The sequence below is a fragment of the Massilia sp. LMS1-1-1.1 genome, assembly GCF_040815535.1.
Classification (GTDB): domain Bacteria; phylum Pseudomonadota; class Gammaproteobacteria; order Burkholderiales; family Burkholderiaceae_D; genus Janthinobacterium; species Janthinobacterium aestuarii.
Genome location: NZ_JBFPNG010000034.1, coordinates 259,561 through 271,223, shown reverse-complemented (window position 1 = coordinate 271,223; position 11,663 = coordinate 259,561). Strand labels below are relative to the sequence as shown.

Genomic DNA, 11,663 nt, shown 5'->3' with positions numbered 1-11,663 from the left:
CCGATACGTATTAACCCGTATGCCGGGCGGCTTTTTGACCCCGATCAAGGGCGTATGATGCAAAACCAGCCCGGGCAACCGGGCTGGCGTTGGCTTTTTCACACGAACAAAAAGACTGATATGACATCCCACGATACTCCGCATGACGTTGCGCAGCTGACTTCCCAGCAGCGCATCAAGGCCATCATTGGCGCTTCCTCCGGTAACCTGGTCGAATGGTTCGACTTCTACATTTATTCGTTCTGCGCGCTGTACTTTTCGCACGCGTTCTTCCCCTCCGGTAACCCGACGACGCAGCTGCTGCAGACGGCTGGCATCTTCGCCGCCGGCTTCCTCATGCGCCCGGTGGGCGGCTGGCTGTTCGGCCGCATCGCCGACAAATACGGCCGCCGCCAGTCGATGATGATTTCCGTGCTGATGATGTGCGGCGGTTCCCTGATGATCGCCGTCCTGCCGACCTATGAAACCATCGGCGCCTTCGCGCCCTTCCTGCTGCTCGTGGCACGCTTGTTCCAGGGCCTGTCCGTGGGCGGCGAATACGGTACCAGCGCCACCTACATGAGCGAAGTGTCGGAATCGGGCAAGCGCGGTTTCTTCGCCTCGTTCCAGTACGTGACCCTGATCGGCGGCCAGCTGCTGGCCTTGCTGGTGCTGGTGGTCTTGCAGCAACTGCTGACCCTGGAAGAGCTGCGTGCCTGGGGCTGGCGCATCCCGTTCGTCTTTGGCGCCCTGGCGGCTCTCGTGTCGCTGAACCTGCGTAAATCGCTGACGGAAACGACTACCGCCAGCGAGCGCAAGGACAAGGATGCGGGCAGTTTGCGCGGCTTGCTCAAGCACAAGCGCGCCTTCATCACGGTGCTCGGCTTTACGGCCGGCGGCTCGCTCGTGTTCTACACGTTTACCACCTACATGCAGAAATACCTGGTCAACACGGCCGGCATGGATACCAAGACGGCCAGCGCCGTCATGACCTGCGCTCTGCTCGTCTACATGATTCTGCAACCGGTGTTCGGCGCCTTGTCCGACCGCATCGGCCGCCGTACCTCGATGCTGTTCTTCGGCGGCCTGGCCACCTTGTGCGTGCTGCCGATCATGCATGCCCTGAAAGACATCACCAGCCCGTACGCCGCGTTTGGCCTGATCGTCATTGCGCTGGCCATCATCAGTTTCTACACGTCGATCAGCGGCTTGATCAAGGCGGAAATGTTCCCCGTCGAAGTGCGCGCGCTGGGCGTGGGCCTGTCGTATGCGGTCGCCAACGCCATGTTCGGCGGTTCGGCCGAATACGTGGCGCTGCAGTTCAAGGCCTGGCACGTGGAAGAGTATTTCTATTGGTACGTGACCGTCATGTGCCTGATTTCCTTCATCGTCGCCATCCGCATGCCGGACCCGAGCCGCTCGGGCCTGCTGAAGTAAGCTTGTCGTAAAATGGGGGACACTGCGGTGTCCCTTTTTCATCACCGCTTTTTTATCGTGCCGATCAGGAGTTTTCATGTCGTATGTCATTCCCGCACCGATCCAGCCCAGCGTTCCCGTCACGGGCAGCGCCGACAGCTTTCCCGTCCACCGCATCTATTGCGTGGGCCGCAACTACGTCGACCACGCCAAGGAAATGGGCCACACGGGCCGCGAGGCGCCGTTTTTCTTCATGAAACCAAACGATGCCGTGCTGCCCGTGCCTGACGGCACGACGGGTGAACTGCCGTACCCGGCGCAGACGCAGGATTTCCAGCACGAGATGGAACTGGTGGTGGCCATCGGCAAGGGCGGTAGCGACATCGGCGTGGCCGACGCGCTGAGCCATGTGTGGGGTTATGCGATCGGCCTGGACATGACGCGCCGCGACGTGCAGGGCGCCGCGAAAAAACTGGGCCGCCCGTGGGACACGGGCAAGGCCTTCGAGCACTCGGCGCCCATCGGCCCCATCACTCCGGCCGCGCAGGCGGGCGACATTGGCCATGCCGCCATCACCCTGCACGTGAACGGCGAGCTGCGCCAGGCGAGCACCATCGACATGCTGATCTGGAACGTGGCTGAAACCATCGCCGACCTGTCGACCTATTTCACTTTGCAGCCGGGTGATCTGATCTACACGGGTACGCCGGCCGGCGTGGCGGCCGTGCAGCGCGGCGACGAGCTGGTGGGCGCCATCGATGGCCTGGGCACTTTGCGCGTGAAAGTGGTCTAAGTTCTCAAGGAGACTGACATGATGAACGACACGTATTCCGTAGCGCAACCGACGCGCGCCGAGATCGACGCCTTGACCGGGCCGGCCCTGCTGGAATTCGGCACGGGCTGGTGCGGCCACTGCCGCGCCACCCAGGCGCCGCTGGCCGCCGCGTTTGCGCAGCACCCCGGGGTGCCGCATATCCGCGTGGAAGACGGCCCCGGCCGCGCGCTGGGACGCGCGTTCCGGGTGAAGCTGTGGCCGACCCTGGTTTTTTTGAAGGATGGCCAGGAAGTGGCGCGCCTCGTGCGCCCGCTCGACAGCCGCGAGATTGAGCAGGCTTTTGCATTGATTGATGCGTAGGTCGTTTTAAACCCAACGGCAGATGCCGGGGTCGGACCCTGAGGGTCCGACCCCAGTCCTTGCTGTTGGGGTTTGCACTGCATCATTTCTTGCCGCACCGCACCACTGCGCGTATCATAAGCCGCTTACAGCAAGATCAACCGCATCCTGAGTGATGCAGCGCGATCATCGCCGGCCCGCTCCACCCGGAGGGGCCGCAGGCAAGGACTCACCACAAATGACCGATGCCGCGATGCCGACGCGCGGGTCTGGTACGGAATGCCTGGCGATACGCCGGGCCTGATACACGTCGCCCACCCCCTGACGCCTTTCCTGCCGTGCCCCGGGTAACCGGATGGCGCACGACCGTTGTTTCTCTAAATCAGCACTGATCACGGCGCGATAGCGCGCGTTGGTACACCGTTGTCTGCCGTTAACAACGGCGTGTTGCGGCGTGGAATTTGTTTGCGAATTTAATAGCAAATTCGCAGCAATTACGCCCGAGCACAGCTATGATATGTGAACCGCGCGCCTAGACAACGTGCTGTGCTGCTGCCTGAAAAAACATCCAGAGAATGGCCTTTAGACACCCTCCCCAAGGAGCGCAGTAAATGAGCACCCCCCCCAAGAAAAATTCCCCCGGCACGGTGCTGTTCGCCAGCCTGATCGGCACTACCATCGAGTTCTTCGACTTCTATATCTACGCCACCGCCGCCGTGCTGGTGTTCCCGAAACTGTTCTTCCCGGCCGGCGACCCGTCGGCCGCCGTGCTGCAGTCGCTGGCCACGTTCGCCATCGCCTTCTTCGCCCGCCCCATCGGTTCGGCCGTGTTCGGCCACTTCGGCGACCGCATCGGCCGCAAGGCCACCCTGGTCGCAGCCTTGCTGACCATGGGTATTTCCACCGTCATCATCGGCTTGCTGCCGACGTATGCCGCCATCGGCACCCTGGCGCCGCTGCTGCTGGCGCTGTGCCGTTTCGGCCAGGGCCTGGGCCTGGGCGGCGAGTGGGGCGGCGCGGTGCTGCTGGCCACGGAAAACGCGCCACCGGGCAAACGCGCCTGGTACGGCATGTTCCCGCAGCTGGGCGCGCCGATCGGCTTTTTCCTGTCGGGCGGCATCTTCCTGCTGCTGAGCGAAACCATGACCGATGAACAGTTCTTCAGCTACGGCTGGCGCATCCCGTTCCTGGCCAGCGCGCTGCTGGTCATCGTCGGCCTGTATGTGCGTCTGAAGATCACGGAAACGCCGGACTTCCAGAAAGTCATCGACAAGAACGAAGTCGTCAAACTGCCGGTGGCCACCGTGTTCCGCCAGCATGGCCGCATGCTGTTCCTGGGCACCATCATCGCCCTGGCCACCTTCGTGCTGTTCTACCTGATGACGGTGTTCGCGCTGAGCTGGGGCACGACCAAGCTGGGCTTCACGCGCAAGGAATTCCTTATCGTGCAGCTGTTTGCCGTGTTGTTCTTCGCCCTGACGATTCCATTCTCGGCCGTGCTGGCCGACCGCCGCGGCCGCCGTTCGACTCTGATCTGGGTCTCCGTCGCCATCGCCATCTTCGGCCTGGTGCTTGCGCCGATGTTCGGTTCGGGCGTGACGTGGGAAGTGACGCTCTTCATGGCCGTCGGCCTGGGCCTGATGGGCATGACCTACGGACCGCTGGGCACGATGTTGTCCGAGCTGTTCCCGCCCGAAGTGCGCTACACGGGCGCTTCGCTGACGTTCAACCTGGCTGGCATCCTCGGTGCCTCGCTGGCGCCGTACATCGCCACCTGGCTGGCCACCAACTACGGCTTGCAATACGTGGGCTACTACCTGTCGCTGGCGGCCGTGCTGACCCTGGGCGCGCTGCTGATGGTGGGCAAGCCGCGCGCGGGCAAGGAAGCCTGGCAGTAACTGCTTGCTACACGATGGTCGAAAGCCGCCAGTTGCATAAGCTGGCGGCTTTTTTTGTGCCTACGGCGTTGCCACGTGGCCGTAGCAGGCTTTCAGTCCCGCATAGTCGTAGAAGACGCTGCCGGGCGCGATGCGCGCGCCGTCGCAAGCGGCCTGGAACGGCGTTTCCTTTTCGTTGTACAGCAGGCGCACGATCAGTTGTCCTGCGCCGTTGCGGTACACATCCCACTGCATGTTGGCCGCCAGCGGCGAGATGCTCTGGCCGCGCCATCGAGGGCCGGCATGGCTGTCGCTGGCCGATGCCGGCAGCGGTGCCAGCGCCTCTTTCAAGCCCATGGCCGAAGCGAGCGGAATGATCATCTCGGCGTGCGTGAAGCGCAGCTTGGCGGCGTGGCGTAAATCCCCCTTGGCCAGCGCATCGACTTCCTTGAAAAAATCGTCGCGCAAGGCCAGCGCGAAGCGCCAGGTCACGCCGGGGCTGGTCGTGGTGCCCGGCCCTTTCTGGTAAAAATCCTCGTGGTCGGCGATATAAGCGTAGTAGCGCGCATCCTCGGCGGGCATGTAGCGGCTGAAATCGGCCGGCGCTTCATGGCGCATGCCGGCGGCGATCGCATACAGTTCATATAGTTTTGTCGCGGCCGCATTCAGGCTGCGGATGACGGTCTTGCCGCTGCCCGTCATGGTGCGCGTGAGCTGGCCGTCCGCGCTGGTGAAGGTGTAGCTGCCCGTGTCCGCATAGCTGGCGGCGCCGCGCTCCAGCTGGACGAGGAAGGCGGGTGCAAACAGCCGTTCGAGCACGTGGCGCGCATGCGCGGCCGCCGCAGGCAGCCTGGCGGGGGCATCCATCAGCGCATGCAGCTGCTTGGTTCTTTCGTAGTACTGGTAGGCCTGGCTGGCGGCGTAGGTGGCGAAATACGGGCTGGCACGATCGGCGACAAGATCCGTCTGCGGCGCCAGCTTGTGCGCATACAGCAGGAAGCGGTTGACGCCATCCGCTTGCGGTACCGCCTTGCGCCCCTGCGGATACGGCGCCGGGGCGGGCGGCATGTAGAGCAAGGGCGCCAGCGCGGGCGCGTGCTCGAGCAGCGACTGCGTGAAAAAGCGGGCGCTGTCGCGCGCGCGGTCCACGCCGGAATCGATGGTGACGAGCTGGCGCGGTGCCGTGGCCGCGTCCTGGCCCACTTGTGCAAACAGGGCGGGCAGGCGCGCCAGCATGCGCACGGCCAGTTGCCGGTGTTCCTCGATGCCCGTCTGAGACAGATTGCCGTAGCCGGGTTTCTCGATGCCGGCCACGCCATAGCCAAGCAGCGCGTTGGCCTTCATCAGGGCTAGGATGTCGGGGCCCAGTTCGCGCCCCAACGGCGTGAGCGCATCCTGCGCGGCGGCCTGCTGCCACATCGCATACAGGGCCGCGTCGCTCTTCATGCCGGTCAATCCGCGCGACCCGTGGCGCGCCACCAGTTGCGTATAGATGGGCTGGAAGCCGGCCGGCGGCGCGGCATAGGTGGCCGGATCCTGCTGCGGCGCATATGGCGTCTTGGTCTGGTAATGGCCTTCGACGGCCAGGACGGGACTGGCGTGCAGGGCAAGGGCCAGCGCAATGCTGGACAGTGGGAACAGTAAGGGCATGTTTTTTCGTGGTGAATATTTCTCGTACGCCAGCCTAGCACTGAACGAAAAAAAACGGAAAAAAAGGCGGGCACGGCTGAATGCCGGCCCGCCTGTGCTGTCAGCGCAGCGCGTCAGCCTACCACTTCGGCGTGTACTTCAGGGTCAGCTGCACGTTGCGCGGGTCGCCGAAGTGGTTATTGCCGCCCGTGTCGTTATACGACGGGATCACGTAGCGCTTGTCGAACAGGTTGTTGACGTTGACGGCCAGCGACAGCTGCGGCGTGGCTTGCCAGGCCAGGCGCGCGTTCCACAGCGAGAAGCCGGCCACGTCGAACGAGCGGCCGAAGTCCAGCGTGTGGCTTTGCATGTTCACGCCGGCGCCGACGCTGAACTTGTTCCACTCGCCGGGCAGGGTATAGCCGGACCACAGGCGCAGCATGTGCTTCGGCGTCCACGTCGAAAAGACCTCGCCCTTGTTGTCCGGGTCGTCGAGGTAGGTCGTCGTCGTGTAGGCATAGCCGGCCGACAGCTGCAGGCCGCGCGCCACTTCGCCCGACACTTCCGCTTCCAGGCCCTGGCTGCGCACTTTGCCCGAGGCGCGCGAGCAGTACCGGCCGTCGCAGGCGAAACCGGCGGCGTAGTCGTTGACGGCGCGGTCCTTGTGCTCGTAACGGAAGACGGCCAGCGAGGTATTGACTTTGCCGTCCAGCAGCTCGCCCTTGACGCCAGCTTCATAGCTGTCGCCCGTGACCGGTTTCAGGACCTGGCCCGCCGCGTTGCGGTTCGTCTGCGGCTGGAACACGCCCGCATAGCTGGCGTAGGTGGACCATTGCGGCGTCAGCGCATACATCAGGGCCGCCGATGGCGTGAACTTGGCCGTGACCCTGGTGCTGTCCGCCGTGCCGCCCTTGGGGGCATACTCGAAGTCATACCAGCTGAAACGCCCGCCCAGCAGCGCTTTCAGGTTGCTGGTCAGCTGGCCGTTCCAGGTGCCGTACAGGCCTTTCTGGCGCATGTCGTAGGTGCTGCTGGAGCTCACGCCGCGCGCGGCGATGGTGTCGAAGTCCTGCCATGGACGGTGGTGGTTGATATTGAAGATTTGCGCGCCTTGCGTCCAGGCGCGCGCAGAGCGGTCGTCGGAGTGGAACTTCACATAGCTGGCGCCCATGACGACTTCCTGCGCGATGCCCAGGCCATCGAATTTGCCGCGCACGAAGGCGTCGATGCCGCGCTTCTGGTTCTTGAAATCGGTGGAGAAGTCGCCGTACATGGAACCGCTGCCATTGGCCTTGATGGTGCCGGCCATGCGCTGGTGGGTCGAATTGGTGCGTTCATTGACGCCCAGCGCGGCCGTCTTGAAGGTCCACCGGCTGTTGAAGTGGTGCTCGAGGTCCAGGTTGACGGTGGTCTGTTCCACCTTGCTGCGGTTCCAGTCGGCGCCCGTATAGGTCGAACGGGGCAATCCCAGTTCGCTGCCGTCGGCGTAGCGCGCCAGGCCGATGTACATCGGACGGCCGCGCCCGTTGACATTGCTCACGGCCAGGCCCACGGTGGTGGCGGGACCGAGGTCGTAGTCGAGCGCCGCATACACGGTGCGGTTCTTGCTCCAGACCTGGTCGATGAAGGAATGGCTGTCGTCTTCATCGATGATGGCGCGCCCGCGCAAAGTGCCTTCCGCATTCAGCGGCGTGCTGACGTCGAGCTGCGCGCCGTAATGGTCCCACGAACCGGCGCGGCCCGTGAGCGCGACCTGGCGCGTCGCCAGCGGGCGCTTGCGCACCAGGTTGACGGAGCCGCCCGGGCTGCCCGTGCCTTCGAGCAGGCTCGATGCCCCGCGCAGCACTTCCAGGCGGTCGTAGATGACCATGTTTTCCTGGCCCCAGTTACCCAGCGCATAGGTGTTGCGGTTGATCGGCACGCCGTCGTACTGCCACTGGTCGATCTGGAAGCCGCGCGAAGTGATCACCACGCCCGCGCCCACGCCATGCACGCCCACCACGCCGGTGACGTTGTTGACGGCTTCGCGCAAGTCCGTGATGCCCTGGTCGTCCAGGCGCTGGCGCGTCAGCACGCTGACCGATTGCGGCATGTCCTTCATCGACTGCTCGCCCTTGCCGAGGGTGATCTTGCGCGCCGTGTAGGAGCCGCTGCCTTCCGTGGTGGCGCCTTGCTCGGCCTGGCCGACGATGGTAATCGAGGGCATGGTGCGCTCGGCCGCCGAGGCGGCGCTTGCCGCTGCCGTGGGGGCGGATGCCGGCGCGGCCACCAGCACATAGCCGGTCGCCGTCTTGCCGATGGCGTAGCCGCTGCCGCGCAGCAGCACGGCAAAGCCGTCGTCGATGGCGTAGCTGCCCTGCAGGCCGGCCGTCTGCAGTCCCTGCACCTTGGCCGCGTCGACGACGATGGATACGCCCGCCTGCTGCGCATAGCGGTTCAGGGCGCCTGCCAGCGGACCGGCGGGGATGGCGTAGCTGGCGGTGGCTAGGCTGGCCTGCGCCTGGGCGGCTGCCTGGACGTGCATGCCGGCGCCAGCCAGCAGCAGGGCGGCCAGGGCCAGGGGATGCAGCCGCGTGCGCAGCGCGCGCGGCGAGGAAACGGTAAGGATACGAGCGGACATGGTGACAGCCTTTTTTGATTGATCTCAGCTGCCTTGACGCACGAGATGCGCAAAGTGGAACCGCGAATGCAAAAAATATTTACTTTTTGGCGGGGGCGTCGACCATCACCAGGTAGCGCGTCAGCATGCGGATGCGCAGCTGGGGGAAATTGTCGATCAGCAGCTGCAGCGCCTTGTCCGTGTCGTCCAGCGGCAGCACGGCCGCCACGCGAATGCCGGCGATCTGCGCGCGGTCGTAATGCAGCTGGCCGGGACGGTGGCGGGCCAGCTCGTCGAGCACGTCGGCCAGCGGCAAGTCGTCGACCACCAGCTGGTGCGCGCGCCATGCTTGCTGCACGCTGGCCGCATCGATGCTGGTCAGTGGCCCGACGCCATCGTCCGTGATGCGCGTGCGCTGGCCTGCCTGCACCACGACGGCCCGATGCTGTGGCACCTGCGCCGATACTGCCGATTCGAGCATGCTGAGGATGGTGGCGCCATCTTCCCTGCGCACGGCAAAACGCGTGCCCAGCGCGCGGATCGCCGCCTGCTTGCTGTCGACGATGAAGGGGCGCTGCGCATCCTTGGCCACGTCGACGAGGATGTCGCCACGCACCAGTTCCACATGCCGTTCACCCGCATTGAAGCGCACGTTGACGGCGCTGCCGCCGGCCAGAGTCAGGCGGCTGCCGTCGGCCAGGGTGTGCGTCTGCCATTGCCCCGTGGGGCTGCGCAGGTCGGCCAGCAGGTAGGCGGGGCGCTCGCCGAGGACCAGTGTGCCGGTCAGCACCAGCATGGCCACGGCGCTGGCTGCGGCCAGCTGGCGCAGACGCTGGCGCTTGGGCGCGATGGCGGCCAGTGCGGCGCGCGCGGGGCGATGGTCGCCGCCGGCCGGCTCGCGCACGGCATGCAATTGGCGCAGCAGGTTTTCCATGCCGGCGGCCACTGTCGCGTGCAGCGGATCGGCCGCCTTCCACGCGGCGAAACCGGCCCGCGCCATGTCGCGCTCGGCCGGGTCGTCGGCACTCAACCGCACGATCCAGCGGGCAGCCTGCTCGGCGGCGATATCGGTGCGCGTGCCGCTCATGCCGCCATGGCCGGGCAGGCGTGGCGGCAGGCCAGCAAGGCTTGCACCAGGTATTTTTGCACCATGCGCGTGGAGACGTTCAGCTGCGCGGCGACGGCGGCCTGCGGCTGCTCTTCCAAGTAGTGCAGCAAAAAGGCGTCGCGCGTCTTGGCGGATAATCCGTCCAGCGCCGTGGCGATCTGCCCGAGCGCCTGCACGGCCATCAGGATTTCGTCCGGCGAGGGCGCGCCTGGCAGGCTGTCGGCCAGCAGGGCCAGTTCCGCCAGGTAGCTGCGTTCGAGTACTTGCCGGCGCGCGCGGTCGAGCAGCAAGCGCTTGGCCGTCGTCGACAGATAGGCGCGGGGCTCGCGCATGCCGAACAGGGCGTCGCGCGAGGCGATGATGCGTAAAAAGGTGTCTTGCGCCACGTCGGCCGCGCCATGCGGGCAACTGAGTTTCTTGCGCAGCCAGCCGACCAGCCAGCCGTGATGCTCGCTGTAGAGCGACTGCACTTGCTGTTGCAGGCTGGGCTGGATGGCGGACATGGGTGATGAATAATATAAATGAGAATTATTCTCATTGTAAGCGGCAGAGGCGACTTGTCACAATCCCCGATTGCATGTGGATGGGACAGTTGTTGCGCGCAGGCCGCATGCGCGGTGCTGCCGGAAATGAAAAAACCCGCCGCTGCACGGGGCAGGGGCGGGTTCTTCATACTGCAAATTCTTGGTGGTGATAGGTGGACTTGAACCACCGACCCCAGCATTATGAATGCTGTGCTCTAACCAACTGAGCTATATCACCAAACAGACCGGTCAGACCGGATGCTCGTTTTGACCAGAGGAAACCTGATCGATGTTCTTTGGTGGTGATAGGTGGACTTGAACCACCGACCCCAGCATTATGAATGCTGTGCTCTAACCAACTGAGCTATATCACCCAACAGCCGAGCATTATCCAGTCTTCCCATTTCCTTGTCAATGCCGGCGCAAAAAAAATGTGCGGTTTTTTCACGCACCGGCGCAGGCATGATTATTTCAATAACGGCTGGATCTGCGCCAGCATGGACGAGGCCGGATCAGGGCCCAGGCAGTCGATGACGATGCGTTCCGGCATCGAGCGTAACCAGGTCAGCTGGCGTTTGGCCAGCTGGCGTGTGGCGATGATGCCCGTCTCGCGCAAGGCGGCGCGGTCGATGCGGCCATCGAGGTAGTCCCAGGCCTGGCGGTAGCCCACGCAGCGCATCGAGGGCAGACCCGGGTGCAGGTCGCCGCGCCGGCGCAACCCATCCACTTCATCGAGCAGGGCGTCGTTTTTCAGCATGAGGTCGAAACGCGTGGCGATGCGCGCATGCAGCACGGCGCGGTCGGACGGTTCCAGCGCGAACGATTGCAATTGAAACGGCAGCACGGTCTTTTCGCGGCGGTCCAGCAGGGCCGACATGGGCTGGCCGGACAGGGCGATGATTTCCAGCGCGCGGCCGATGCGCTGCGCGTCCTGCGGCGCCAGGCGCGCGGCCGTGACGGGATCTTGCTGCGCCAGGCGCGCATGCATGGCGGGCCAGCCGATGGCGGCCGCGTCTTCTTCCAGCTGGGCGCGCAGCACGGGATCGGCGCCGGGCAAGTCGTCGAGGCCATCGGCCAGGCCTTTAAAATACAGCATGGTGCCGCCGACGAGCAGCGGCAGCTTCCCGCGCGCCGAGATCTCCGCCACCAGGCGCAGGGTGTCGTTGCGGAACTGCGCCACGGAATAGGCGTCCAGCGGGTCGATGATGTCGATCAGATGATGCGGTACGGCGGCCAGTTCTTCCTGCGACGGCTTGGCCGTGCCGATATCCATGCCGCGGTAGACGAGGGCGGAATCGACGGAGATGATCTCGGACGGAATCGCTTGCGCGATGGCCAGCGCACTGGCCGTCTTGCCGCTGGCCGTGGGGCCCATGATGGCGACGGCCAGGGGGAGGGTATGGGTGTTTGTCATGAT

The 11,663-nt window shown here is 64.7% G+C and carries 9 protein-coding genes and 2 tRNA genes; 4 read left to right on the top strand and 7 right to left on the bottom strand.

Annotated features, from left to right (window positions below):
- Positions 1–120: 120 nt before the first annotated feature.
- The 4 genes from MRBLMS1_RS19995 to MRBLMS1_RS19980 all read left to right on the top strand — a co-directional run bounded on the left by MRBLMS1_RS19995 (position 121) and on the right by MRBLMS1_RS19980 (position 4,407).
- Positions 121–1,416 (top strand): MFS family transporter, encoded by a 1,296-nt coding sequence (locus MRBLMS1_RS19995; protein ID WP_070301475.1) that lies wholly within the window; start codon positions 121–123, stop codon positions 1,414–1,416.
- A gap of 76 nt (positions 1,417–1,492) precedes the next feature.
- On the top strand, positions 1,493–2,188 hold the full coding sequence (locus MRBLMS1_RS19990; RefSeq protein WP_485881381.1) for a fumarylacetoacetate hydrolase family protein: 696 nt from the start codon (positions 1,493–1,495) through the stop codon (positions 2,186–2,188).
- A gap of 21 nt (positions 2,189–2,209) precedes the next feature.
- Positions 2,210–2,530, top strand: coding sequence for a thioredoxin family protein (locus tag MRBLMS1_RS19985; RefSeq protein ID WP_072455185.1), 321 nt, complete (start codon positions 2,210–2,212; stop codon positions 2,528–2,530).
- Between the two features lie 590 nt (positions 2,531–3,120).
- The gene (locus MRBLMS1_RS19980; protein WP_485881379.1) at positions 3,121–4,407 is read left to right on the top strand and encodes an MFS transporter; all 1,287 of its coding nucleotides are present in this window, start codon (positions 3,121–3,123) and stop codon (positions 4,405–4,407) included.
- Positions 4,408–4,467: 60 nt separating this feature from the next.
- Here the strand turns inward: MRBLMS1_RS19980 and MRBLMS1_RS19975 are convergent, their stop codons facing one another.
- The 7 genes from MRBLMS1_RS19975 to miaA form a co-directional block, all read right to left on the bottom strand.
- The gene (locus tag MRBLMS1_RS19975; RefSeq protein ID WP_485881377.1) at positions 4,468–6,036 is read right to left on the bottom strand and encodes a histidine-type phosphatase; all 1,569 of its coding nucleotides are present in this window, start codon (positions 6,034–6,036) and stop codon (positions 4,468–4,470) included.
- Positions 6,037–6,154: 118 nt separating this feature from the next.
- Entirely contained in the window at positions 6,155–8,635 is a 2,481-nt protein-coding gene (locus tag MRBLMS1_RS19970) for a TonB-dependent siderophore receptor (RefSeq protein WP_485881375.1), read from the bottom strand.
- 79 nt (positions 8,636–8,714) lie between these two features.
- The gene (locus MRBLMS1_RS19965) at positions 8,715–9,701 is read right to left on the bottom strand and encodes a FecR family protein (RefSeq protein WP_485881373.1); all 987 of its coding nucleotides are present in this window, start codon (positions 9,699–9,701) and stop codon (positions 8,715–8,717) included.
- Entirely contained in the window at positions 9,698–10,225 is a 528-nt protein-coding gene (locus tag MRBLMS1_RS19960; RefSeq protein ID WP_485881371.1) for a sigma-70 family RNA polymerase sigma factor, read from the bottom strand. Before MRBLMS1_RS19960 ends, MRBLMS1_RS19965 begins: the two co-directional genes overlap by 4 nt.
- Positions 10,226–10,407: 182 nt before the next feature.
- Positions 10,408–10,484 (bottom strand) — tRNA-Met (locus MRBLMS1_RS19955).
- Positions 10,485–10,543: 59 nt separating this feature from the next.
- Positions 10,544–10,620: transfer RNA gene (locus MRBLMS1_RS19950), tRNA-Met, on the bottom strand.
- A 92-nt stretch (positions 10,621–10,712) separates the two neighbouring features.
- Positions 10,713–11,660, bottom strand: a complete 948-nt coding sequence (miaA, locus tag MRBLMS1_RS19945) for a tRNA (adenosine(37)-N6)-dimethylallyltransferase MiaA (protein WP_485881369.1) — start codon at positions 11,658–11,660, stop codon at positions 10,713–10,715.
- Between the last annotated feature and the right edge of the window lie 3 nt (positions 11,661–11,663).

Coding starts and splice junctions, on each gene's coding strand:
- MRBLMS1_RS19995 (WP_070301475.1), top strand. CDS start 121: ATGACATCCCACGATACTCCGCATGACGTTGCGCAGCTGACTTCCCAG.
- miaA (WP_485881369.1), bottom strand. CDS start 11,660: ATGACAAACACCCATACCCTCCCCCTGGCCGTCGCCATCATGGGCCCC.
- MRBLMS1_RS19965 (WP_485881373.1), bottom strand. CDS start 9,701: ATGAGCGGCACGCGCACCGATATCGCCGCCGAGCAGGCTGCCCGCTGG.
- MRBLMS1_RS19960 (WP_485881371.1), bottom strand. CDS start 10,225: ATGTCCGCCATCCAGCCCAGCCTGCAACAGCAAGTGCAGTCGCTCTAC.
- MRBLMS1_RS19980 (WP_485881379.1), top strand. CDS start 3,121: ATGAGCACCCCCCCCAAGAAAAATTCCCCCGGCACGGTGCTGTTCGCC.
- MRBLMS1_RS19970 (WP_485881375.1), bottom strand. CDS start 8,635: ATGTCCGCTCGTATCCTTACCGTTTCCTCGCCGCGCGCGCTGCGCACG.
- MRBLMS1_RS19985 (WP_072455185.1), top strand. CDS start 2,210: ATGAACGACACGTATTCCGTAGCGCAACCGACGCGCGCCGAGATCGAC.
- MRBLMS1_RS19975 (WP_485881377.1), bottom strand. CDS start 6,036: ATGCCCTTACTGTTCCCACTGTCCAGCATTGCGCTGGCCCTTGCCCTG.
- MRBLMS1_RS19990 (WP_485881381.1), top strand. CDS start 1,493: ATGTCGTATGTCATTCCCGCACCGATCCAGCCCAGCGTTCCCGTCACG.